This is a genomic window from Eikenella exigua (assembly GCF_008805035.1).
Lineage (GTDB): Bacteria > Pseudomonadota > Gammaproteobacteria > Burkholderiales > Neisseriaceae > Eikenella > Eikenella exigua.
Genome location: NZ_CP038018.1, coordinates 1,692,947 through 1,718,061 on the forward strand (window position 1 = coordinate 1,692,947; position 25,115 = coordinate 1,718,061).

18 protein-coding genes and 1 pseudogene are annotated in these 25,115 nt (G+C 56.7%); 15 read left to right on the forward strand and 4 right to left on the reverse strand.

The window, feature by feature from the left end; genetic code table 11:
* Window positions 1-77 precede the first annotated feature (77 nt).
* On the forward strand, window positions 78-1,247 hold the full coding sequence (locus EZJ17_RS08700; RefSeq protein ID WP_067440204.1) for a PilT/PilU family type 4a pilus ATPase: 1,170 nt from the start codon (window positions 78-80) through the stop codon (window positions 1,245-1,247).
* Between the two features lie 183 nt (window positions 1,248-1,430).
* Here the strand turns inward: EZJ17_RS08700 and EZJ17_RS08705 are convergent.
* Window positions 1,431-1,708: pseudogene (locus tag EZJ17_RS08705) on the reverse strand (glutamyl-tRNA reductase); the annotation flags it as partial.
* 127 nt (window positions 1,709-1,835) lie between these two features.
* Between EZJ17_RS08705 and pdxH the strand changes: the two are divergent.
* The gene (gene pdxH / locus EZJ17_RS08710; RefSeq protein ID WP_067440200.1) at window positions 1,836-2,468 is read left to right on the forward strand and encodes a pyridoxamine 5'-phosphate oxidase; all 633 of its coding nucleotides are present in this window, start codon (window positions 1,836-1,838) and stop codon (window positions 2,466-2,468) included.
* 234 nt (window positions 2,469-2,702) lie between these two features.
* Here the strand turns inward: pdxH and hrpA are convergent, their stop codons facing one another.
* Together hrpA and EZJ17_RS08720 are read right to left on the reverse strand one after the other, a co-directional pair.
* Window positions 2,703-7,493 carry an ATP-dependent RNA helicase HrpA gene (hrpA, locus tag EZJ17_RS08715; protein WP_067440197.1) on the reverse strand — a complete coding sequence of 1,597 codons (4,791 nt, stop codon included), beginning with the start codon at window positions 7,491-7,493 and terminating at the stop codon, window positions 2,703-2,705.
* Between the two features lie 157 nt (window positions 7,494-7,650).
* Window positions 7,651-8,523 (reverse strand): lysophospholipid acyltransferase family protein, encoded by an 873-nt coding sequence (locus tag EZJ17_RS08720; protein WP_067440194.1) that lies wholly within the window; start codon window positions 8,521-8,523, stop codon window positions 7,651-7,653.
* Between the two features lie 264 nt (window positions 8,524-8,787).
* Between EZJ17_RS08720 and EZJ17_RS08725 the strand changes: the two genes are divergently transcribed.
* The 8 genes from EZJ17_RS08725 (at window position 8,788) to EZJ17_RS08760 (ending at window position 16,737) form a co-directional block, all read left to right on the forward strand.
* Entirely contained in the window at window positions 8,788-10,236 is a 1,449-nt protein-coding gene (locus EZJ17_RS08725) for an aminoacyl-histidine dipeptidase (protein ID WP_067440191.1), read from the forward strand.
* Between the two features lie 277 nt (window positions 10,237-10,513).
* Complete coding sequence (locus EZJ17_RS08730; protein ID WP_067440188.1) at window positions 10,514-11,923, forward strand: amino acid permease; 1,410 nt, start codon at window positions 10,514-10,516, stop codon at window positions 11,921-11,923.
* Window positions 11,924-12,159: 236 nt separating this feature from the next.
* Window positions 12,160-12,582: a hypothetical protein gene (locus EZJ17_RS08735; RefSeq protein WP_067440185.1), complete on the forward strand. Its 423-nt coding sequence runs from the start codon at window positions 12,160-12,162 to the stop codon at window positions 12,580-12,582.
* On the forward strand, window positions 12,575-13,801 hold the full coding sequence (locus EZJ17_RS08740) for a beta-ketoacyl-ACP synthase (protein ID WP_067440182.1): 1,227 nt from the start codon (window positions 12,575-12,577) through the stop codon (window positions 13,799-13,801). Before EZJ17_RS08735 ends, EZJ17_RS08740 begins: the two co-directional genes overlap by 8 nt.
* On the forward strand, window positions 13,782-14,285 hold the full coding sequence (locus tag EZJ17_RS08745; RefSeq protein WP_067444456.1) for a hotdog family protein: 504 nt from the start codon (window positions 13,782-13,784) through the stop codon (window positions 14,283-14,285). Before EZJ17_RS08740 ends, EZJ17_RS08745 begins: the two co-directional genes overlap by 20 nt.
* Window positions 14,286-14,480: 195 nt before the next feature.
* Entirely contained in the window at window positions 14,481-15,137 is a 657-nt protein-coding gene (locus tag EZJ17_RS08750) for a leucine-rich repeat domain-containing protein (protein WP_067440177.1), read from the forward strand.
* A gap of 267 nt (window positions 15,138-15,404) precedes the next feature.
* Complete coding sequence (locus EZJ17_RS08755; protein ID WP_067440174.1) at window positions 15,405-16,004, forward strand: phosphoribosylglycinamide synthetase; 600 nt, start codon at window positions 15,405-15,407, stop codon at window positions 16,002-16,004.
* A 184-nt stretch (window positions 16,005-16,188) separates the two neighbouring features.
* Window positions 16,189-16,737 (forward strand): OmpA family protein, encoded by a 549-nt coding sequence (locus EZJ17_RS08760; protein ID WP_067440171.1) that lies wholly within the window; start codon window positions 16,189-16,191, stop codon window positions 16,735-16,737.
* An 84-nt stretch (window positions 16,738-16,821) separates the two neighbouring features.
* On the opposite strand, the gene EZJ17_RS08765 is transcribed toward EZJ17_RS08760, so the two are convergent.
* The gene (locus tag EZJ17_RS08765; RefSeq protein WP_067444444.1) at window positions 16,822-17,382 is read right to left on the reverse strand and encodes a PH domain-containing protein; all 561 of its coding nucleotides are present in this window, start codon (window positions 17,380-17,382) and stop codon (window positions 16,822-16,824) included.
* A 377-nt stretch (window positions 17,383-17,759) separates the two neighbouring features.
* On the opposite strand from EZJ17_RS08765, the gene fabG reads away from it, so the two are divergent.
* The 5 genes from fabG to EZJ17_RS08790 all read left to right on the forward strand — a co-directional run bounded on the left by fabG (window position 17,760) and on the right by EZJ17_RS08790 (window position 24,792).
* Complete coding sequence (gene fabG, locus EZJ17_RS08770; protein WP_151086419.1) at window positions 17,760-18,488, forward strand: 3-oxoacyl-ACP reductase FabG; 729 nt, start codon at window positions 17,760-17,762, stop codon at window positions 18,486-18,488.
* Complete coding sequence (locus tag EZJ17_RS08775) at window positions 18,488-19,711, forward strand: beta-ketoacyl-ACP synthase (protein ID WP_151086421.1); 1,224 nt, start codon at window positions 18,488-18,490, stop codon at window positions 19,709-19,711. The genes fabG and EZJ17_RS08775 overlap by 1 nt, the downstream gene beginning before the upstream one ends.
* Window positions 19,712-19,922: 211 nt before the next feature.
* Entirely contained in the window at window positions 19,923-21,086 is a 1,164-nt protein-coding gene (locus tag EZJ17_RS08780; RefSeq protein WP_067440163.1) for an efflux RND transporter periplasmic adaptor subunit, read from the forward strand.
* Window positions 21,087-21,286: 200 nt separating this feature from the next.
* Window positions 21,287-23,224 (forward strand): MacB family efflux pump subunit, encoded by a 1,938-nt coding sequence (locus EZJ17_RS08785; RefSeq protein ID WP_067440160.1) that lies wholly within the window; start codon window positions 21,287-21,289, stop codon window positions 23,222-23,224.
* A 122-nt stretch (window positions 23,225-23,346) separates the two neighbouring features.
* Window positions 23,347-24,792 (forward strand): TolC family protein, encoded by a 1,446-nt coding sequence (locus tag EZJ17_RS08790; protein ID WP_067440157.1) that lies wholly within the window; start codon window positions 23,347-23,349, stop codon window positions 24,790-24,792.
* Window positions 24,793-25,115 lie beyond the last annotated feature (323 nt).

Here is a 25,115-nt window from a genome sequence, read left to right on the forward strand (position 1 = left end):
CTCCTGCCCACGCAGAAAGGCTACCTGAAAACGTCATCTAAATACTCCACAACCTTAACCCAAATGGAAAACGTCCTATGGCAATCCCCGCTTACAACGAAGAGATGAAAAAATTCATCCACGGCCTGCTCAACCACCTGGTGCAGAGCAAAGGCTCCGACCTATTCATCACCGCCGGCTTTCCCCCGGCCATGAAGCTCGACGGCAAGCTCACCCCGATTACCGACAAACCGCTCACCGCCGACCACACCGCCCTCATCGCCCGCGCCCTGATGGACGACAAACAGGCCGAGGAATTCGACAACACCAAAGAATGCAACTTCGCCATCAGCTTGGCCGGCGTGTCCCGCTTCCGCATCAACGCCATGGTGCAGCGCGGCGCCGCCGCCCTCGTGTGCCGCGTGATCACCAGCCAGATTCCCAAGTTCGACAACATGAACCTGCCGCCGATTTTGAAACAGGTGGTGATGGAAAAACGCGGCCTCGTGATTTTCGTGGGCGGTACCGGCTCCGGCAAATCCACCTCCCTGGCCGCCATGATCGACTACCGCAACGAAAACAGCCACGGCCACATCATCACCATCGAAGACCCGATCGAATTCGTACACCCGCACAAAAACTGCATCATCACCCAGCGCGAAGTGGGTGTGGACACCGAAAACTGGTTTGCCGCCCTCAAAAACACCCTGCGCCAAGCCCCCGATGTCATCCTCATCGGCGAAATCCGCGACCGCGAAACCATGGACTACGCCCTGGCCTTCGCCGAAACCGGCCACCTCTGCATGGCCACCCTGCACGCCAACAACTCCAACCAGGCGCTCGACCGCATCATCAACTTCTTCCCCGAAGAGCGCCGCACCCAGCTTTTGAACGACCTCTCGCTCAACCTCAAAGGCTTCATTTCCCAGCGCCTCGTGCCCAAGCCCGACGGCAAAGGCCGCGTGGCCGCCGTGGAAGTACTGCTCAACTCCCCGCTAATTTCCGAGCTGATTTTGAACGGCGACATCCACGGCGTGAAAGAAATCATGGCCCGCTCCCGCGATTTGGGCATGCAAACCTTCGACCAATCCCTGTTCGACCTCTACGAAGCCGGCCACATCGCCTATGAAGATGCCCTGAAAAACGCCGACTCGGTGAACGATTTGCGCCTCAATATCCAGCTCAACAGCAAACGCGGCCGCGACAACGACAAATCCGGCATCGACAGCCTCTCCATCGTCGGCATGGACGAAGCCGGCGAAGCCTAAGGCGGAAAAGGCTACTTGAAAACAGCAGTTCGAATGCTTGTACCAAACACGTAATCCACAACGAAGTTAAAGTAAATAACCCGGCTGCATAGGAAAAGGCTACCTGAGATTTTCAGGTAGCCTTTTCCTGCTCAACAACCAAGCTTTCAAGAAAGTGCTTTATCTAGAATTTAGTTCATACACCTGTACCAAGGCTTCGGTTTGGTAGAGATAGAGGTAGGGCTCCAGCGTGCTCTGGAAATCTTGCGGTAGTCGGCCAGCCAGCGCACAATATCGTCCGGCTCGCCCACGCAATAGAGTTCGGTGCGGTTACAGGTGGACAAAATCACGGCTTCTTCAGCCGTGCGGCTACCCACCAGCTCACGCAATGTTTCAGGCAGCGCGGCGGCAGCAAAAGCCAACCACTCACGTATGCTCAACGGAGCGGTTTGGTGGTTCAAGCCGATGGCGGTAAGCTGCATGGCGGATTATCCCAAAAACCGAAACTGCGCTATTATAGCCAAACCGCACTGGATGGTGAATAAAATTTTTTAATAACTTCAAGATAGTAGTGTTTGTCAGTTAGCAATTTTCAAAAAGGAGAAACAGATGGATTTGCACAATATCCGCGAAGACTACAGCAAACAGGAGCTTTCCAAGGCCGATTGCGCCAATACGCCGCTGCCGCAGTTTGAAAAATGGCTGAACGAGGCCATCCATTCTGCCGCTAAAGAGCCCACCGCCATGAGCGTGGCCACGGTGGACGAAGTCGGCCGGCCCAACAGCCGTATCCTGTTGTTGAAAGAGGTAAACGACCGGGGCTTTGTGTTTTTCTCCAACTATCAAAGCCGCAAAGGCCGCGCGCTGGCGGCGCATCCGTTTGCCGCGCTCACCTTTTTCTGGCCGGAGCTGGAGCGGCAGGTGCGTGCCGAAGGGCGGGTGGAAAAACTGGACGCTAAATCTTCAGATGAATACTTCGCCAGCCGCCCCTACACCAGCCGCTTGGGCGCGTGGGCCAGCGAGCAGAGCAGCGTGATTGCTGGTAAAAGTATCATCGTGGCACGCGCAGCGGCTGAAGCTGTGAAACACCCCCTGCACGTACCGCGTCCGCCGCACTGGGGCGGTTATCTGCTGATTCCCGACCGGATGGAATTCTGGCAAGGTCGTCCCAGCCGCCTACACGACCGCATTCAATATCGGCTGGAGGGTGATAAGTGGATTAAAGAGAGGCTTGCGCCTTAGTTTGGCTGTATAAATAAAGGCTACCTGAAAATGGGTTCACACTTTTCAGGTAACCTTATATTCTGAACTTCCGCATAAAATTCCTGCGTACGCACTTAATGCAAAATATCAGCATAGCTGGCTTCGTTGATGAGAAAGACGGTGTGACAAGTACGTGCATTCGATTTCGTGCATAGTAACATCGTTATCAACAAAGAAGTTGATTTTTCAGATAGCCTGAAACAAAGCTAAAGCTTAGTTACCTAACCTCTCCCACTCCTTCAACAACCTTTTCACCGACACTGGATACGGTGTCTTCAATTCCTGCGCGAACAGCGACACTCTCAATTCTTCAATCATCCATTTAAACATGGCGAGGTCGTCTGAAACGGGTTGTCCTTGTTTTACCAAACCGTCGGTTTTTTCCTGCCACATTTGTTCCAATTCCTGTATGTCGGCTTCGCGGGATGCGTCGCGGTCGGGGTTGCCGCTGTATTTTTCGAGGCGCAGGGTCATGGCTTTGAGGTAGATAGGGAGGCGCGGCCATTGTACCCACGGGGTACGGGTGGCGAAGCCGGCGGCGAGCAGGGTTTGCAGGCGTTGGCGCAGGAGGTGGGTGAGCGGGTGTTTGCCGAGTTTGCCGTTCAGTTCGGCGTAGGCAGCGGCGGTTTCCTGCAGGTAGCGGCTGAGGGCTTCTTTGACGGCAGGTAGGCGGCTGCGGGCGCGTTTGATTTGTTCTTTAAAGGCTTTTTCGTTGCGCGGCAGCTCGTCTTCGCCGATAAAGGCGCGGTCGCAGACGGCTTGGGTGAGGTCGTCGCGCAGGGTGTCGGCGTTGATGTGTTTGAGCAGCATGGCGGCTTGGGTGAAGCCTTGGATGCCTTTGTTCAGGTCTTTAACTTGTTCTTTTAGTTGTAGTTTCATGAGTTCGATCACGCCTAACCTGTGGGCTTGTTCGGCGGCGGCGGACGTGTCGAACAGGCGCAGGGCGATGCGGCCGTCTTTTTCTTTTTGCAGGCCGAGGTAGCCGGTGAGCTGTTGTTTGCCGCGGGCGAATTTGATGGATTCGGGCAGGGTGCCGATGTCCCATGTGGTGACGTTGTCGCGCTCGAATTCTTGGGTGTTGTCGCGGAAGGTGGTGGCGGCAGCTTTGCCAAGTTGTTGTTGGATTTGGATTAAATCGCGCCCCATGGCTAATTCTTGCCCGCCGTCGTCGATGATGCGGAGGTTGAAATAGCAGTGTTCGGGCAGTCTGAACGCGGCCCTTTCGTCTTGGTTGATTTGCTCGAGTATGCGGATGTCGCCTGCGGTTTTGGCGATGGCTTGGGCGAGTTGGGGCAGGATGGGGGCGTTGCGGTCGGGGTTTTGGTTTAAAAATTGGGTGATGAATTCGGGCACGGGCACGCAGATGCGGCGGATTTGCTTGGGCAGCGCTTTGATTTGCAACTGGATTTTTTCGCGTATCATGCCGGGCACGAGCCATTCGAGGGCGGCGGGGCTGATGCGGTTGAGGACGGTGAGCGGCAGGGTGAGGGTAACGCCGTCGAGCGGGTGGTGCGGCTCGAAGCGGTAGCTGAGTTTGAATTTGCCGTCTGCGGTTTGCCAGAATTTGGGGAACTGCTCTTCGGTAATGTGTGCGGCGGCGTGTTGCATCAAATCGTCGCGACTGAGGAACAGCAGGCGCGGATTGTCGCGCTCGGCAGTTTTGAGCCAGGCTTGGAAGGTGCGGATGTCGGCGAGGGGGAGGGGTTTCAGACGGCCTTTTTGGGGTGCAGGCTGCTTTTTGGGTTTGGGGTCGGCTGAAACTGAAACATTTTGTAGGGTGTGTGAACTCGGTTCACGCACGCGGTTATTTGTATCTTTGGAATCCGCGTGCGTGGCTTGCGCCACACACCCTACGTTGTGCTTTTTAGATTTTAGGACATCTGCTGCATCCGCTCGTGCCAACAAAATGAGTTCGTCGGCAGTCTCAGCATCGGGATAGTGCACCAAGCCTGCTTCGTCAAATTGCGCCATTACGCCGCTTTGTAATGCCGCCCATTCTTCGGCGGAACCGATGGACGGGTCGCATTGCTGCTCGGCAATCAAGGCAACGATTTTGCCGTGCCATTGTTTGCTGTCGATAGTTACACGGTCACCCAGCAGTATTGGTTGACCGTCGGCGTAGCATAGGGAGTTTTCAGGTAGCCTTTGAGCTTTGGGGTCGTCTGAAATCGTTGAAGCTGCGGCACTCTGTTCCCTCTCCTGTGGGAGAGGGATTGCTGAGATTGCAGAAAAGTTGGTTTGTGCGGCAACTGTTTTGCCCTCTCCCCGACCCTCCCCCACGGGGGAGGGGGTAGTTTGCTGGGCGGCGTAGGTTGGATTGTCAAACCTAATGGTTTGTGCAGTTTCAGCGGGTGTTGAGTCTGCAACCTGACCTACGGTGTTACCGTGATTTTCATTTTGGCGAAACTTGCAATGCTCGTTTTCAGACGACCTCTCGGCTTTGTCAGATTCAATAATCCGTACGGAGTCTTCGCTTCCCCAAACGCTGCCTTGCGCGTCTTTCCAAGCCATGTCGGGCAGCCGTTCGTGATAAAACGCAAACAGCGCTTCGTCATCGACCAGCACGTCTTGCTTGCGCGATTTGTGTTCGAGTTCGGTAATTTCCTTAATCAGCTTTTTGTTGTGGACAAAAAAGTCCGCTTTCAAATCGCATTCCTGTGCCACCAGCGCGCTGCGGATAAAGATTTCGCGTGCTTCTTCGGGGGCAATTCTGCCATAGGACACGGGGCGGCGCGGCAAGACGGTCAGGCCGTAGAGCGTTACCCGTTCGCTGGCGATGACTTCACCGCGTTTTTGTTCCCAGTGCGGCTCGAAATAGTGGTAGCGGACGAGGTGCGGCGCTTCCTGCTCGATCCATTCGGGCTGGATGGCGGCCACATCGCGGGCATAAAGTTTCGTTGTTTCAACGAGTTCTGCCGCCATCACCCATTTGGGTTTGGCTTTGAACAGGGCGGAGGCGGGGAAAAGGTGGAAGCGGCTGCCGCGCGCGCCGGTGTAGTCGTTGCCGTCGGGCGATTTCATGCCGACGTTGGCGATGAGGCCGGTGAGCAGGGCGCGGTGGATTTGTTCGTAGCCCGCTTCTTTGGCAGCGCGGATTTGGGCGCGGTGTTGTTTCTTATCCAGTTGTTTTTGTTTGAGTTTGGCGGATAGGTCTTGGTCGCCCGCATTTTCAGACGACGTGAGCTGCCTGACTTCGGGAGGCCGTCTGAAAGCCGCTTCCTTGGTGGTCAAACCCATTTCAATCGCGGTTTGGGCAAGCTGGTGGTGCAGCTCGCGCCACTCTCGCATCCGCAGGTGCGACAGGAAATATTGGCGGCACCACTGCACCAGCTGCTTGTTGGACAAACCTTTGTCGCGCTCGCGCTGGAAGCTGTCCCAAATGTTCAGATAGGCAAGGAAATCAGACTGCTTGTCGGTAAAACGCTCGTGCGCCTTGGCGGCGGCATCGCGCGCTCCCAGCGGCCGCTCGCGCGGGTCTTGAGTCGACAGCGCGGACGCAATCACCAATATTTCCGCCATGCAGTCGTGCTTCTTTGCCGCCAACAAAATGCGCGCGATTTTCGGGTCGATGGGCAGGCGCGCCATTTGTTCGCCGAGTTTGGTCAGTCCGTTATGTTCATTAACCGCCCCCAATTCCAACAACACCTGAAACCCATCATTGATATACCGCGAATCGGGCATTTCTAAAAATGGGAATGCTGCCACGTCGCCGAGTCTCAATGCCGCCATGCGCAGGATGACGGCGGCTAGGTTGCTGCGGACGATTTCGGGGTCGGTGAATTCGGTGCGGCTATTGAAATCTTCTTCTGAAAACAGTCGGATACACACGCCTGCAGAGACGCGTCCGCAGCGACCGGAGCGTTGGCGTGCGGCGGCTTGGGAGATTTTCTCTACATGAAGCTGTTCCACTTTCGCCCGTGCGGAATAGCGTTTGACGCGCGCGAGGCCGGTGTCGATGACGTATTTGATGCCCGGCACGGTGAGCGAGGTTTCGGCGACGTTGGTCGCCAGCACAATGCGGCGTTTCGCGCCTGAGGGGTGGAAGATTTTGTGCTGTTCGGCGTGCGACAGGCGCGCGAACAGGGGCAGGATTTCGTCGTTGCGGCGCAGTGTGGATTTGCGCAGGGCTTCGGCGGCTTCGCGGATTTCGCGTTCGCCCGGCAGGAACACCAAAATATCGCCTTCGCCGTGTCGCGCCAATTCGTCCGCCGCATCGACAATCGCATCCGTCAGCTCCACTTCTGCGTCGTCTTCGTCTTTGCTGGTCAGCGGGCGGTAGAGGATTTCGACGGGATAGGTGCGTCCGCTCACTTCCAGCACGGGCGCGCCGTTGAAGTGTTGGGAAAAGCGTTCTGCGTCTATGGTTGCCGAGGTGATGATGACTTTCAAGTCGGGGCGGCGCGGCAGCAGCTGTTTCAGGTAGCCTAAGAGGAAGTCGATGTTCAGGCTGCGTTCGTGCGCTTCGTCGATGATAATCGTGTCGTAGGCGGAGAGATAACGGTCGGTCTGGGTTTCTGCCAGCAGGATGCCGTCGGTCATCAGCTTGACGCAGGCATCGCGCGAGGTGTGGTCGGTAAAACGCACTTTATAGCCGACCGCGCTGCCGATTTCTGATTTCAATTCTTCGGCAATCCGCTCTGCCACCGAACGCGCGGCCAAACGGCGCGGCTGGGTATGCCCGATTAGCCCCGCCGCCCCGCGTCCGAGTTCCAAACAAATCTTGGGCAACTGCGTGGTTTTGCCCGAGCCGGTTTCGCCGCAGATAATCGTTACCTGATTCTCGGCAATGGCTTTTTTGATTTCTTCGAGTTTTTCGTGAACGGGCAGAGTGCTGTCGAACTCGGGTTTGGGCAGTTTGGACAGGCGTTGCAGATAGAGGTCGTGCGATTTTCGGTATTTTTCTTCGACTTTGGACAAGCCGCCGTATTTGTTGGGATTTTTGAAGGCGGATTGCAGAAAGTGACGGTCTTTGGAGAGGATCTGGGAGAAATCTTGCTGCGGCATTTGGCTGGAGAAAGTTGAGAGAAAACAAAAGAAGTAATTATAGCAAAAAGTGCTTGGCTATTTGGCGGAAGGCTATGGCAAGAAAGGCTACCTGAAATTTTCAGGTAGCCTCTAATCTATTTATTCTAATAGATATTTTCTCAACTAAAGGCGTGATTTACTCCTGAGGCGGCAGCGGGGCACCGGCAGGATGTTTGTAGCGGTTGTAGGCGAAGAGATATTGCTCAGGGAAGCGGCGCACCCAGTTTTCCACGTTGCGGTTGATGATTTCGGCGTCGTGGGCTTTGTCGCCGTTGAAGCTGCCTTCCACGGGCTCGATGCGCAGGACGAAGCCGCGGCTTTCAGGTAACCTGATGCCGGCGAAAAACAGGGGGCGCACGTTTTTTACTTGGGCGAGGCGGCCGGCCAGGGTCATGGTGTAGGCGGGGCGGCCGAAGAAGGGCGCCCATACGCCGTCGCCGTGTTCGTCGGGCACGTGGTCGGGCAGGACGATGGTGGCTTCGCCTTGGCGCAGGGCTTGGATGATTTGCTTCACGCCGTGTAGGTTGGTGGGGGCGGTGCGGCCTTTGTCGCGCACGCGGCCGGCTTGCATGATGTCGTCGAGGATTTTGATTTTCGGCGGCTTATACATGGCGGTGAGCGGGAAGGGCAGGCGGTGGCTGATGTAGCGGCCGGCGAGGTCGTAGTTGCCGATGTGGGGGGTGATGAGCAGCAGGCCTTCGCCGGCATCGAGCGCGGCCTGGATGTGTTCCCAGCCGTGGGTTTCCGCGAAGAGGGCGGCCACCTGCTCGGGGCTGCGGAAAAAGGCCAGCGGCAGCTCGAGCGCGCCTTTGGCGGTTTCGCGGAACACGGCGTGGACGTGGGCGGCATCGTTGGGCAGGCCAGCGGTATGCAGGTGGTTGCGGATACGTTCGCGGTCGGCGCGGGCGAAACAATAAAGCAGGCCGCCGGCGCAGTTGGCAATGAAGTGCAGCACGGAAAGCGGCAGTGCGGCCAGGGTGTGGAATAGGAGGAAGACGAGGGTGCGCATGCAGATGGCTTGAAGATGGGTTAAGTAGTATTGTAATGGAAAAGGGAACGGACAAGCTAATAGCGGGGAGGCTACCTGAAAAATAAAACAGTTTTTCATTGCGTGGAAGCTCATGCTTTTAGGTAGTCTTTTTACTCCACTTGCCTGTCGTGCGATGCAGGTTTAAACTCAAGCCGTTTATTCGCGCCGATGCGTTTGCCAAATGGTATCGGCTCTTGCTTCGGCTACATTTTCAGGTAGCCCATCATTCCCAAAGGAGACCCCATGAATCCGCTTCATTCTTTGCAGCCGCAGGCTGTTTGGCAGTGGTTTGCCGATATTTGCGCCATTCCACACCCCACTTATCAGGAAGCCGCGCTGGCCGAAATGATTGTTGCCCGCGCCAAGGAAAAAGGCCTGGCGGTGCAGCAAGATGAAAAAGGCAATATTTATATCCGCAAGCCGGCACACGGCGCGGGCATGGCCGATAAGCCCGGCGTAATTTTGCAGGGGCACATCGATATGGTGGCGCAAAAGACTCCCGATTCGCCGCACAATTTCGCCACCGACCCCATCCGGCCGCAAATCATCGACGGCTGGGTACATGCCACGCAAACCACGCTGGGCGCAGATAACGGCCTCGGTTCGGCTATGGGCTTGGCCGTGGCGTTTGCCGATGATATCGAGCATCCGCCCCTGGAAGTGTTGCTCACGGTGGAAGAAGAAATTGGTATGGATGGCGCGCGCCAAATGCGTGGTGATTTGCTGCAAGGCCGCTATTTGATCAACTTGGATACCGAAGCAGCCGGTTGCGTGTATGTGGGTTGTGCCGGCGGGCGCGATGCCGATTTGCGCCTGCCTTTTGCCACCGAAGCCGCCGAAGGCCAGCATGTGCGCATTACCGTGTCCGGTTTGCTGGGCGGGCACTCCGGCATCGATATTCATCGCGGCCACGGCAACGCCATTAAGGTATTGGCCGATCTGTTGGCACGCCTGCCGGAAGAAAGCGGCTGGCGGCTGGCTGCTTTCCACAGCGGTGCGTTGCGCAACGTGATTCCCTCCGAGGCGGAAGCCGAAATCGTGCTGCCTCAAGCGTTTGCCGGCGCATTGGCCGAACTGGCCGACACCGTGCGCGCTGAAACGCAAAACGAATTGGGCAAGTTTGCCGATAAATTGGTGATTCAGGTAGCCCCACTCGGCCAGGGTGCACAAGCTGCCAGCCATGCCGACAGCCGCCGCATTATTGATTTGCTCGCTGCCGTTCCCAGCGGCGTGCTTAAATGGAGCGAAGAGTTCGATGGCGTGGTGGACACCTCCAACTGCTTAAGTGTGGTGCACACGGAAGACGGCCAATTTACTGCCTCCATGCTGTTGCGCTCACTGCGCGAACGGCCGAAAGACGACTTCTGCCGCCTGCTTGGCTCAATCGCCCGCCTCTCCGGCGCCACCCTGCATACCGAGCAGGACTACACCGGCTGGGAGCCGCATATGTCGTCTGCCTTGCTGCAGAAAACCATCGAATCCTTTGCCGCCGTACGCGGGCAGCAGCCGCAAATCGAAGTGGTACACGCCGGCCTGGAATGCGGTTTGATGCAAAAACACCTGCCGCACACCGAAATGATTTCCTTCGGCCCGACCATCAAAGGCGCTCACTCGCCCAAAGAGCGGGTGCAGATTGATACCGTGGAAGAGTGCTGGCGCATTTTGCTGGATTTGCTCAAACGGATTGCTTAACGAATTAAGCTAAGCATTGAAAATCCCTGCCGACCAGTGATTCTGGTCGGCATTTTTCATGCGAAATTATATTTCCCAGGGGAAATGCATGCCAAAAACGGGTTGGAAAGGGTTTTTAAACAGCGATAATTTAATATTATCCATAAAAATCAGTTGTATATGTGCTATTGGCTGAGTTATATTCCGACTCGGGCTGCCACAATGCTGCGGCGGCCGATTAAGTTAGAGCGGATTAAGTTCAGACTTCATCCGTGATAGGAAGTACAAAGGAATACCCGTGAGCACCAACCAAGAAACCCCGCATAGCCTGCAACGCAACCTGAAAAACCGCCACCTGCAACTCATCGCTATCGGCGGCGCCATCGGCACCGGCCTGTTTATGGGCTCGGGTAAAACCATCCATTTGGCAGGCCCTTCCGTTATCCTCACTTACATCATCATCGGCACTTTCCTGTTTTTCATCATGCGCACCATGGGCGAGCTGCTGCTTTCCAACCTCGAATACAAATCCTTCACCGACTTCACCCACGACTTGCTTGGCCCGGCCGCCGGCTTTTTTGTGGGCTGGACCTATTGGTTTTGCTGGGTGGTAATCGGCATGGCCGACATCATCGCCATTACGGGCTATACCCAATTCTGGTGGCCGGATGTGCCGCTGTGGCTGCCCGGGCTGTTGTGCATCATCCTCATGGCCGGCATGAATTTGCTCACTGTAAAACTCTTCGGCGAAATGGAATTTTGGTTTGCCCTGGTGAAAATCGTGGCCATTGTTGCCCTGATTGCCGTGGGCTGCTTTTTGGTGGCCAGCGGCTTTGTTGACCCCACTTCCGGCGAAAAAGCCTCGCTCAGCCACTTCTGGAACCACGGCGGCTTCTTTCCAAACGGCATCGGCGGCTTCTTCTCCGCCTTCCAGATTGCCGTGTTCGCCTTTGTGGGCATTGAATTGGTGGGCACGGCCGCTGCCGAAACCAAAGACCCGGAAGTTAACCTGCCCAAAGCCATCAACCGCATTCCTGTGCGCGTGATTATTTTCTACGTGCTGGCCTTAAGCGTGATTATGGTGGTAACGCCCTGGAACGAAATCGACCCCGCCAAGAGCCCGTTTGTGAATATGTTTACCCTCATCGGCATTCCGATTGCCGCCGGGCTGGTTAACCTCGTGGTGCTCACTTCCGCTCTTTCTTCTGCCAACGGCGGCATGTTTTCCACCGGCCGCATGCTCTACGGCCTCTCCGAAGCCGGCGTGGCTCCGCGTATGTTCAGCCGCCTCAACCGCAACGGCGTGCCCGCCACCGGCCTGCTGTATTCCTGCCTCTACCTGATTGTGGCCGTATTCCTGCTGTATCAGGAGGGCGACATCATGGCCATGTTCACCGTGGTCACCACCCTTTCCAGCATCGGCTTCATTTTCGTGTGGGCGATTATCCTGCTAGCCTACCTCAAATATCGTAAAACCCGCCCGCATCTGCACGAAAAATCCATCTACAAACTGCCCGGCGGCACCGCTATGGTGTGGGTATGTCTCGCCTTCCTCGCCTTTGTGCTGGTGCTCTTCTCGCGCGATGCCGATACTAGGCTGGGGCTGATGTGCATGCCCATCTGGTTTGCCGCCTGCGCCGTGTTGTATTGGGTACTGTATGCGCGCAAACACAGCAGTGCCCCAACCCCACAGCAGTCGCAGCAATAGCAGAGGAGGAAATCAAGGCTACCTGAAAAGTGATTCATACCTTTTCAGGTAGCCTTCCATATTTCAGGTAGCCTTCCATATTTCAGGTAGCCCCATGTGCCTGCGCCTTATAGCTGGCCGATTTCATTTGAGGCTACCTGAAACCCTATAAACAAGACACTCATCCCTGACAATCCACTCCCGCCCCGCTTCGTCTATAATCCCACCCCATTCCCATTCCGCAAAGGCTACCTGAAATGACCTTCCCCAAGCTTCTCACCCCCATCGTTGCCGCGCTGCTGCTTGCCGCCTGCGGTGCCACTTTCGCGCCGCAGGATTTGCCGCATTTGGCGGCGGGCGAGAGCCGCCGTTTCAAGCTGGAGCGGCTGGATGAAACCGGCGCGGCGGAGCAGGTGTCGCTGTTGGTGGTGCAGGGCGAGGCGGGCGGGAAGTCGCGCTGGATTCAAACCGATGCGTTTGGTGCGCCGCTGGCGCGTTTGCTGGCCACGCAGAGCGGCTGGCGGCGCGACGGTTTTGTGCCGCCGAACCATGCCGCGCAGGCGGTGTTCACGGCGATGTTCCCGCTGTTGGAAAACGGTTTTTCAGACGGCCGGCCGCGCGAGTTGGAAAGCGGCAGGGCGAAATGGCGGCTGACGCCTTTGGGAGAGAGTGATGAATAAGGCACGGGTATACCTCGGCCAGCCGGGTTTGGTGTCGGCTTTGGGCAGCGGTTTGGCGGAGCATTTGGATGGCCTGTTGAGGCCGTCTGAAAACAGCCCGCTCACGTTTTCCACTGAATGGGTGAAGGGCAAAAACCGTGCTTTCGGCGCGGTAAACCGGCCGCTGCGCTCGTTCCCCGACAATCTGCCCGCCGAACACCGCAGCCGCAACAATCAATTGTTGTGGGACGCTTTGGCGCAAATCGAGCCGCAAATTCAGGCAGCCCTCAGCCGCTACGGCGCGGACAGAATCGGTGTGGTAATCGGCACGTCGGTGGGCGGCGCGGATGAAAATATCCCGCTGTTCCAACACGTTGCAAACGGCGGCGGCTGGGCGGGCATCCCGTTCAAACAGCAGGCGCAACTGCTTTCCTCTCCCGCCGATTTTGCCGCGGCGGCGTACGGCCTACGGGGCGCGTGTTACGGCGTATCCACCGCCTGCACGTCCGGCGCGCGGGCGCTCATCAGCGCGGCACGGCTGCTGCGGCTGGGCGTGTGCGACGCGGTGTTGTGCGGCGGCGTGGACACGCTCTCGCCGCTCACCATCAACGGTTTCGCTTCGCTGGAAGTGCTGTCCGACGGCATTGCCAACCCGTTTTCGCGCAACCGCAACGGCATCAACATCGGCGAAGCCGCCGCCGTATTCGTGATGACCCGCGAAGACGACGGCGACACCCTGCCGCTCTTGGGCTACGGCGCCAGCAGCGACGCGCACCACATGTCTTCCCCGCGCCCCGACGGCCTCGGTGCGGCGCAGGCTTTTCAGGTAGTCTTAAGCCACGCGGGTTTGCCGCCCGAAAGCATCGGCTGGATCAACCTACACGGCACCGGCACGCAACTCAATGACGGCATGGAAAGCCGCGCCGTGGCCGAAGTGTTCGGCAGCCATACCGCCGCCACCTCCACCAAACCGCTCACCGGCCACACCCTCGGCGCAGCCGGCGCGCTCGAAGCCGCGTTTGTATGGGGCATCGCCAGCCGCCGCAACAACCCCGAAGGCAGCCTGCCGCCCCAACTGTGGGACAGCCAAGCCGACCCCGAACTGCCCTCAATCGCGCTCACCGTTTCAGGCAGCCGATGGCCGCAAGGGCGGCGCATCGGCGCGAGTTCGTCGTTTGCCTTCGGCGGCAACAACAGCGTCCTCATCATCGGAGAAGAACATGCCCCAATGCCCGATTAAACAACCCGCCGCCCTCCTGCCGCACAGCGGCCGCATGGTGCTGCTGGACAAAGTTTTATCCTACGACAACAACAACCTACACGCTGTCTGCACCATCCGACCCGTCTGCATCCTGCTCCCCGACGGCGCAAACGCCCTGCCCGGCTGGCTCGGCCTCGAAATCATGGCGCAAGGCGTGGGCGCATGGGCAGGCGCGCACGCGCTGGACGCCGGACGCCCCGTGCAACTCGGCTTCCTGCTCGGCACGCGCAAACTCCACTTCGCCCATCCCGAAATCCCCGTCGGCACCGTGCTCGATGTGCAAATCACCCTGTCCTGGCAAGACAACGCCACCAACATGGGCGTGTTCGACTGCACCCTCACCTGCCGCATCCCACCCCCAGGCTGCGACGACCTCACCCCCGGCACGCTGCTCCTCTCCGGCGCGCTCAACGTATTCAGCCCCACCAACCGCGAGACCTTGGACACGATTTTGGGCAGATAAGTTTCAGGTAGCCTTGAGGCCGTCTGAAAGGCTACCTGAAAACATGGTTTGCTACGAAACTGCAACATGAATGAAGCAAAGCGGGCTTGAAGCCCGCTGCTGGTACTGCCGCATCCCGTTTTCAGTCGGCCTCAAACCTCTCCAAGGCTACCTGAACTTACGTTTGCCAGCATGCCCACGAATCGGAGTACACCCATGGAAACGTATTTCTACAATAAAAACATCAACCTCATCGAAGTTCAGCCCGCATTTATCCGCACCGCCATGCGACAGGCCAAGCGTTACCGTTGCGGCATTCGGATCTTGAGCCGGCCGACTGTTGTCATCAACCCGACACCCGCGCCGAAACACGCCGTGGTGGATTTTGCCGATTTGGCCGCTTATCCCGAACTGCCGCACCTCCAAATCGAACACGATCTTGAGTCGCCCGAATTCATCAATACGGATGCCCTATACCGCTTCGAGCAATTGGACACCCTGGTAATCGGACAGCCAATCGACATCGACCTCTCCCAACTGCCCGCGCTTAAAGACTTAAGGATGGACTACAACAAAAAAATCCGAAATATCGGGCAATGCACCCGTTTGGAACGTTTATACCTATGGTCTTACAAAGGCAAAGACTTAACTGAATTCCAAAACCTGACACGGCTGAAAGATTTATTGCTGGTTCGCCCCTCCGTGTGCACATTAAACGGCATCGAAAACCTAACCGCCTTGGAAACAATCGACATCAGCCATGCCCGTAGCCTGAACGATGTATCTGCCCTGCATCGGCTGCAAGAAAAATACCAAGTCAAAAATATCGCGCTGCCCGAGAAATTCCATGACGAGGAGTTTTGGCAGCAATAGTAAAGTAAAAAACGGCGGTATAGTGGATGTGGCTGCCTGGGTTTTAGACGGCTTCAAGCCCGAAAAAGGCCGTCTGAAAGAAAATTCCAACAAAATTAAAATGAAATTTCAGCACAGCCCAATAAGGGCGAAATCTTTATCTATATGGGAATTCAAAAGTCCACACTAGAGACAGTTTGCTTGAATTTCATTGGGATTTTTGGTATACACGAAATGCAGTCCTATCATATTTCACTGCAGTATCCAACCTTAAGAGAGGTATACAAAATGCGTGTTTCTAAAAGTGCCTTTGTCGTTTTATCTGCTTTGGCCCTGCTGACTGCCTGCCAGAAAGAACCTGAGCCAACTCCGCCTCCTCAAGCGCAGGAGCAAGCCCCCAACCCTAATCCCGCTCCGCCTGCTCCTACTCCCACACCAGCATCCAACCCCAGCCTGATTCGCGAACCAGCCGCCCCGCAACAACAGCAGGATCCCGCTGCACAGGCCATCCAGTCCAAACCGTTTGGTGAAGGCACGCTGGCTTTGACCAAAGTTAAAGTAGTCGGCCAGATTCTGAACGTGGAATTTATGTATATCCCGCCGAAAAATGAAAGAGGCAGTTATCAATTCACTAATATGCACTCCGGTAAAATCACCGATTTTGCCTACGTTGATGAATCCACCAGCAAACGCATCAGCCTGCTGCAAGATGAAAGCGGTAAATACATGACCGATCCTGCCGCCGAAGTGAGCAATACAATCAGTCTCACAGGCAGCTCGCCCAAAATCGTCGCGCTGAAATTCCCCGCCCCGCCCGCCACATCGCCGACCATCACCATCGATTTCCCGGGTGCCGGTTCGTTTGATTCGGTGCCGGTAAGCCGCTGATTTTCCACTTGGCAAAGTGCAGGCTGCTTCGTGCAGCCTATATGCAGCCCCAGTTAGAGGTGACTTTATGAAAAATTTACGTTTACTTGCTTGTATTACAGCGCTAGCCACTCTATGTGCTTGCGGACAAGACCCCAAACCTGCTGAGCCACAAGCGCAGGCATCTGCCGCCAGCACCATAGTCATGCCCCAAACCGCATCTGATGCATCTAATTCCTCAGCACCTGCTACCGAGCAGGCCTCTGCTGTTGCATCAGCATCATCTGCCCTTTCCGCCCAGGGCAACAGCCTTTCTTCCCAAGGCAGCAACCTGTCTGCACAAGGCAGCGGTTTGAGCGCTACCGAAACAGGGTTTAATATCGAAATCAATTTGTCGTCGGATGTGCTGTTTGATTTCGACAAAGCCGAACTCAAACCCGAAGCTGATGCCGATCTGCAAAAAGCTGCCGACATCATCCGCCAAAAAGGCCAAGGGGTAATCCTGATTACCGGCCATACCGACAGCAAAGGCTCTGATGCCTACAACCAACGCTTGTCTTTGGCTCGTGCACAGGCAGTAAAAAACTGGTTTGAAGCAAAAGGCCTGCAGCAGAATTATCAGCTTGAAGGCCTCGGCGCCACACGCCCCATTGCGCCCAACACCCACCCCGACGGCAGCGACAATCCGGAAGGCCGCGCCCAAAACCGCCGTGTGGAGATTATTGTTAATAAAACCACGCAACTAGGGAATTAAGTTTCTTCCCCTTGCTTTAAGCAATAAGAGGCCGTCTGAACACAGCAAAATCTGTTTCAGACGGCCTTTTTGCAGCCTGCATTATTAAGGCTTATATCGGGTGCGGTAGCCCGGATTTTCTTCGGGGCGCAATTGGTTGGGGAATTGGCGGTCTGTGGTGATGTCCACCGCGGTTTGCTGAATCAGCTTATACACTTCGTAGGGATTTTCCACATAACGCAGCGCGTTTCTGCCACCGAAGCGGATGGTGCCCCGTTTGAACATGGCTTCCAACACGCCCACATACACCCGCAAATTCTGCACTTCAGGCAGTTCGGCACTGGCAATATCCAGCCCGATCACTCCCGACGTGAAATATAGGCGTTTATCGGTGAGCGCGTAATCCATGCGGTACCAGTTGAAAAAGCGATAAACCGGCGAAAAGATGGCGTACCACACCGGAGCCAGATGAAAAAGCATGAAGAAATTCACATAGGGGAACACACCATGCGATGCTGCATTAAACTTGCCGATAAAAAACAAGTCGAACAAGCCCCAGCACAGGGCGAACGGATAAATCAGCGGATTGCCCAATACGTATAAAAAACGGTGCGGATTGCCCTGCCATAAGATGTTTTCGTTCGGATCGGTGAAGCGTTGAAGCATATTCCCTCTTGACGGGTGATGGAGCATAGGTATTGTATCACTCAATCCATATCTTCAATTTCATACTATCTCACATGGCCTCACCAAAACTTCCACCCGCATACAGAGGCCGGCCTCATTTAATCTTATTAACATCCACTCTTTCAGACGGCCTCAAGCCTCCACAGGCTACCTGAAAACAGAATTTCAATGCCATCCAAATATGAAACGGCAACGAAATGCCAAAACAGCCGCATAGCCATTCCGACAAATCCGGTTCGCAGGTACAATCCATGTGCTGCGCATCCCATCCAAATACAGCCCAAACTTCAGCTTGGTGGAAACTTGCCGCGCTTTGTTTTCAGGTAGCCTCCAACCCATATCAAAGGAACCCCATCATGACCCAAACCATCCTCATCACCGGCTCCACCCGCGGCATCGGCCGTGCGGCGGCTTTGGCCTTGGCACAAGACGGCTTCGACATTGTGGTACACGGCCACAGCCGCATGGCGGATGCCGAGGCGGTGGCGGAACAAATCCGCGCGCTGGGGCGGCAAGCGCGGGTGTTGCAGTTTGACGTGGCCGACCGCGCCGAATGCCGCCGCGTGCTGGAAGCGGATATTGAAGAGCATGGCGCGTATTACGGCGTGGTGCTGAATGCGGGGCTGACGCGCGACAATGCCTTCCCCGCGCTGGAAGACGAGGATTGGGACCGCGTATTGCGCACCAATCTGGACGGCTTCTACAACGTGCTGCACCCGCTCATCATGCCGATGATCCGCCGCCGCGCGCCGGGGCGGATTGTGTGCATGGCCTCCGTGTCCGGCCTGATAGGCAACCGCGGGCAGGTGAACTACAGTGCGTCGAAGGCGGGGCTGATTGGCGCGGCTAAGGCTTTGGCTGTGGAGCTGGCCAAACGCAAGATTACGGTCAACTGCGTTGCCCCCGGCCTGATTGATACGGAAATTTTGGATGAAAACGTGCCGGTGGAAGAAATTTTGAAAGCCATTCCGGCACAGCGCATGGGGCTGCCTGAAGAAGTGGCGCATGCCGTGCGCTTTTTAATGAGCGAACACGCCGCCTATATCACGCGGCAGGTGATTGCGGTAAACGGAGGATTGTGTTGATGAAAACAAAACGGGTGGTGATTACCGGCGTGGGCGCGGTGTGCGCTTTCGGCCGCGAGTGGCACGAAATCGAAGCCGCTTTCCGCGCAGGCAAAAACGCCGTGCGCCGCATGGAAGCGTGGGATGCCTTCCCCGAAATGGAAACCCGCCTCGGCGCGCCGCTGCCCGCCTATGCGCCGCCCGCACATTGGACGCGCAAACAGCTGCGCAGCATGGGTCCGCTGGCGCAATACTGCACCGATGCCGCCGAACAAGCACTAAAGCAGGCAGGTTTGCTCGACGCCCCCCTCATCCGCAGCGGCAGCATGGGCGTGGCCGCCGGTTCTTCCAGCGGCAGTACTGCCGACGTGCTCGACATCGGCCTGCTGCTCGCACACCAGCCCAACAATTTCAACGCCAACACCTATGTGCGCATGATGCCGCACACCACCGCCGCCAACGTGGCCATCTTCTTCGGTCTCACCGGCCGCCTGATTCCCACCTCCAGCGCCTGCACCTCCGGCAGCCAAGGCATAGGCTATGCCTACGAAGCCATCAAATACGGCAAAATCCCCATGATGCTGGCCGGCGGTGCCGACCAGCTCTGCCCATCCGAAGCATACGTGTTCGACAGCCTCTACGCCGCCAGCCGCCGCAACGGTGAACCCGAACTCACCCCCCGCCCCTACGACAACGCACGCGACGGCCTCGTGCTCGGCGAGGGCGGCTGCATGATGGTGCTGGAAGAATTGGAACACGCACAGGCACGCGGCGCGCACATCATCGCCGAAATCGTCGGCTACGGCGCCAACTGCGACGGCAGCCACATCACCCGCCCCGAGATGCGTACCATGCAACGTTGCATGGAGCTTGCCCTCGAAGATGCCGCCCTACCGCCCTCCGCCGTTGGCTATGTCAGCGGCCACGGCACGGCCACCGAACAGGGCGACATTGCCGAAACCCAAGCCACCGCCGCCGTGTTCGGCCACGTCCCGATCAGCTCGCAAAAAAGCTACCTCGGCCACACCCTCGGCGCCTGCGGCTCACTCGAATCCTGGTTTGCCATCGAAATGATGCGCAGCGGCTGGTTCGCCCCCACCCTGAATCTGAACGACATCGACCCCCGCTGCGGCGAAGCCGACTACCTCACCGGCTCCGGCCGCCGCATCGACACCGAATACGTGATGAACAATAACTTCGCCTTCGGCGGCGTGAATACGTCGCTGATCTTTAAGCGTTGGTAGCACGGTATTTGAGTCAAGAGGCTACCTGAAACGATTGTGCCTGAGCAGCTGTTTTCAGGTAGCTTTCCCCGCACAAGCCCTAATTTCCGTAAAACCCTGCCAACAAAGTCCCACCGGGGTAAGGATAGGTTAATCAGATGGCGCAAACAGCGACAGTTTCCTAGAATAGCCGCATTTCCCAACAGCTGCCGGAAAGGGCAGGCAGAGCAAAATGAAAAAACCATTGAAATGGACGTTGTGGGCAGTGGCTGCGCTGACCATGGGTGCGGCTGGTTATGCCTTTTTGAATCCAAGCAAGCCACCAACCACCTATCTCACCGAAGAAGTGAAACGTGCCGACGTGCGCCAAACCGTATCCGCCACCGGCGAAATCTCTGCTGCGCAGCTGGTAGACGTGGGCGCCCAGGCTTCCGGCCAAATCAAGCACTTGTATGTGAAGCTCGGGCAGCATGTGGAAAAAGGCGACCTCATCGCCGAAATAGACTCCACCACCCAGCTCAACACACTGAACACAAACAAGGCCAAGCTGGAAACCTATCAGGCACAGCTCGTATCTGCACGGGTGGCACTGCAAAACGCCGAGCGCAAATACCGCCGCGAGCAGGCCTTGTGGGCGGAAAATGCCACTTCCAAAGAAGAGCTGGAAAGCGCGCAGGGCTCGTATGCCGCCGCCAAGGCGCAGGTGGGCGAGCTGCAATCTTCTATCCGCCAAACCCGCATTGCCATCAACACGGCCGAAGCTGATTTGGGCTACACCCGCATCACCGCGCCGATTTCCGGCACGATGGTTTCAGTGAAAGTGGAAGAAGGGCAAACCGTGAATGCGGCGCAGAGCACACCCGCCATCGGCCAAGTGGCCGATTTGAGCCGCATGCTGAATAAAATGCAGATTGCCGAGGGCGACGTAACCCGCGTGAAAGCCGGCCAAACCCTGCTGTTCACCACCCTGGCCGACCCCAATAGCGAACGGGAATCCAAGTTGGAGAGCATTGATCCGGGCTTGACTACCATGTCGCAAGGCAGCTACACCACTAGCACCGACACTACCAACACCGCCATCTACTACTACGCCCGCGCCCTCGTACCGAACGAAGACGGCAAGCTTGCCATCGGCATGACCACGCAAAACAACATTGTGATCGGTGAAGCCAAAAACGTGCTCACCGTTCCTGCCACCGCCGTGAAGCAGCGCGGCAGCGAGCGCTATGTGCGCGTGCTGAAAGCGGAAAATCAGGTGGAAGAACGCACCATTACCGTGGGCATCAGCGATGGCACACTCACCGAAGTGAAATCGGGCGTGACAGAGGGTGAGAAAGTGATCGTGTCGGAGAGCGATGGCACGGTGAAAGAGTGGCAGGGTGGTCCGCCGATGTAATAAGAGGTGTCGGACAGCAGATGTGCCTGCAGACTACCCGACACTTTCACCGTACTCCTGTCTTAAGTTAAGGCTACCTGAAACCCTCAACCCAAGCCGTATAGACAATTTAGCTTCGCAGCAACTCCGCGGCGCTCTGTTTCAGCTTCGTTGAAGTTATGCTTTCAGGTGGCTCCTGCCACAACAAAATCCGTACGCATATGAACCTAATCGAATGCCGTAATATCAATCGCTATTTTGGTGAAGGCGCCAACCGCGTTCATGTTTTAAAAGACATCAACCTCACCATCCAAAAAGGCGATTTCATCGCCATCATTGGCCAATCTGGCTCCGGTAAATCCACGCTGATGAACATCCTTGGCTGCCTCGACAGCGCCTCTTCCGGTTCGTATCAAATCAATGGTGTGGAAACCGCACAGATGAGCGGTGACGAGCTGGCCGCACTGCGCCGGCGCAAATTCGGCTTCATCTTCCAGCGCTACAACCTCTTGGGCGCATTGAGCGCGCGCGAAAACGTGGCCCTGCCCTCCGTGTATGCCGGCATGGATCAGAAAAAGCGATACGAGCGCGCCACCCGGCTTCTGGCCGATTTGGGTCTGGAAGGCAAAGAAGCCAACCGCCCCAACCAGCTCTCCGGCGGCCAACAGCAGCGTGTTTCCATTGCCCGCGCGCTGATGAACGGCGGTGAAATCATCCTGGCCGACGAGCCCACTGGTGCACTCGATTCGCACAGCGGCGAAATGGTGATGGAAATCATCTGCGGGCTGCACGCCAAAGGCCACACCATTATTTTGGTTACGCACGACCCGAAAATCGCCGCCTTCGCCAACCGCGTGATTGAAATCAAAGACGGCGAAATCATCGCCGACACCAGCAAAAATGCCGAAATCCCACCCAGCAGCGTGGAAAGCCGCACCGAAAAGCAATCTTGGCTGTTTTATAAAGACCAGTTTGTGGAAGCCTTCAAAATGTCGGTGCAGGCCATCATGGCGCACAAAATGCGCTCCCTGCTCACCATGCTCGGCATCATTATCGGCATTGCTTCAGTGGTATCCGTGGTGGCGCTGGGGCGCGGCACGCAGGAGAAAATCCTTTCCGACATCAGCGCTATCGGTACCAACACCATCGGCGTGTATCCCGGCAAAGGCTTCGGCGACCGCCACCGAGGCCGCATCCGCACGCTTACCATTGCCGATGCCGAAGCCATCGGCAAGCAAAGCTATGTCGATAGCGTTACTCCGACGACCACTTCCAGCGCCACCGCCACCTACCGCAACACCAACGTTACCGCCCAGCTCTACGGCGCGGGCGAGCAGTATTTCAACGTACGCGGCATCAAGCTCGATCAAGGCCGGCTGTTTAACCAAGACGACGTGGACACCGCCGCGCAAGTCGTCGTTATCGACCCGAACACCCGCAAACAATTGTTCCCGGAAGGCACCAACCCTATCGGCCAAACCATTTTGTTCGGCAAACGCCCGTTGCGTGTGATCGGCATCAGTGCCGAAGACCAAAGCGGCTTCGGCAGCAACGACAGCCTGCAAATGTGGGCGCCCTACACCACGGTGATGAACCGCATTTCCGGCGAACGCTATATCAGCTCGGTAACCGTAAAAATCCGCGACGATGTGAGCACCTCCGTGGCCGAACAGGGCATCAAAGAGCTGCTGCTAGCGCGGCACGGCAAAGAAGATTTCTTCACCAGCAACAGCGATAGCATCAAGCAGACCATCGAAAAAACCACCGGTGCGATGACTCTGCTGATCTCCTGTATCGCCCTGATTTCATTGGTGGTTGGCGGCATCGGCGTGATGAACATCATGCTGGTGTCGGTAACCGAGCGCACCAAGGAAATCGGCGTACGCATGGCTATCGGCGCGCGGCAGGGCAATATTTTGCAGCAGTTTCTGATTGAAGCCGTGCTCATCTGCCTCATCGGCGGCGCGGCCGGTATTCTGCTTTCCTATTTAATCGGCTTGGGCTTCAACGCTCTGGCCAGCGAGTTTGCCATGTCATTCTCCACCTGGTCGATTGTGAGCGCGGTGTGCTGCTCCACCTTCATCGGCGTGCTGTTCGGCTTCATGCCCGCCAAAAACGCTTCCAAGCTCAACCCGATTACCGCCCTGTCGCGCGATTAGAGACCCCTGGGAGCGTGAGAAGCCACGAAGCTAAAACGCTGCCTGATATTTTCAGGTAGCCTACAACCGGCAACCAAGGCTACCTGAAACCCACCCGACACCCAACCAAGAAACGAGGGTTTATGAACCACACAACCCACCTGCCCATCCGTGCGGCCGCGCTGGCTCTGCTTTTGCTCGCCGGCTGCGCCATCGACCAAGCCCCCAACACCCAAATCGGCCTCGCCCAAGCTCAGCGCGATGGCAGCGTACAAACCGCCGCCAGCGAAAGCGGCCACTGCCCCGATCCCGCCGGCTGCACCTACCAAACTGAAGGCGATTGGTGGCAAACTTTCGGCGACAGCGGGCTCAATGCATTGGTAGAGCAGGCCTTGGCCAACAATGTGGATTTGAAACAAGCCGCCGTTAGCGTAAACAAAGCCCTGTATCAGGCCAATATTCTCGGCGCCAACCTCGTGCCAGAATTCAACGCTTCGCTCGGTGCCAACGCCAACCGCAACCTCGACACCCGCCAAAACAGCCACAGCTACAGCAGCCAGCTCGGCTTAAGCTATGAGCTCGATTTATGGCGCAAACTCAACGCCACCGCCTCCGCCCAGGCGTGGGAGCAGCGTGCCACCGAACAAGATTTGGCCGCCACCCGCCTCACCGTAATCAACAATGTGGCCGATGCCTATTTTCAGGTAGCCTATCTCAACGAAGCCGTCAAGCTCACCGAAAAAACCATCGAGCAATACAAACAAATCCTGCAAATCGCCCGCAGCAAATACCGCCACGGCCGCGTAGCCTCGATAGAAGTTACCCAAGCCGAGCAATCCCTGCTCGCCGCCGAAAACAGCTTGCTGTCCCTGCAACAGAGCCGCAGCAACACCGAAGCCACCCTGCGCAACCTACTCAACCTGCGCCCCGGCCAGGCAATGGCCGTGCAGCCCGAATCCTTCCGACTACCCGAAGGCGGCAAGCTCGATTTGAATGTGCCCATCTCCACCCTCGCCGCCCGCCCCGACCTCATCGCCGCCGACTACCGCCTGCAGTCCGCCCTCAAAAGCCAGCAGGCGCAATACCGCAGCTGGTATCCCAGCATCACGCTGAATGCCGCGCTAAGCACCTCGTCTGAACACAGCGAGAACCTGTTCAACGTGCCGATATTGGGCGGCAGCGTCAGCCTCAATCTGCCCTTCCTCAACTGGCGTACCATGCACTGGAAAGACCGCAGCGCCGAAGCCGACTTTGAAAACGCCAAACTCGCCTTCGAAAAAGCCCTCACCACCGCGCTCAACGAAGTCGATACCAACTACCGTCAATACCGCGCCAGCAGCCAAACCCTAGGAAACCAGCGCCGCCGCCACCGGCTCGATGCCGAAAACAGCCGCTACTACCGTGTGCGCTACCAACACGGCCGCAACGAGCTCAAAGACTGGCTTTCCGCGCTGAACACCGAATATTCCGGTGCACAAAGCCTGCTTGAGGCCCGCTATCAAGCCCTGCGTTACGAAAGCATGGTGTATAAAGCCATGGCCGGGCGCTACCGGAAAGCCCCTGCCCAAACGGCACAGCCCGCACAGTAGGCGGGGTATCAGGATTATCGGCTGAACCACAAAAACCGGACAGGCACACAGCTATCCGGTTTTGCTGTTTTCAGGCAGCCTATTAGGCTTTGGGCAATCGTCAAAGTGGTAGTGGCCAAAGGCTACCTGAAAGCGTCAGCGTGGCCAAACTCCACAAAGCAATCTTTATAATCTTTCTCCCGACCGATTTTTTGTAAAATTTAATAGGTTACTTTAAATCTATATAGCTATTTATTGATTTAAGTCAAATCATCCTTGTTTAAGTGCATTTTTGTACTGAATTTAGGCTTTTCTGTCTAAACCATGGCAAAAATAGCAGCTGG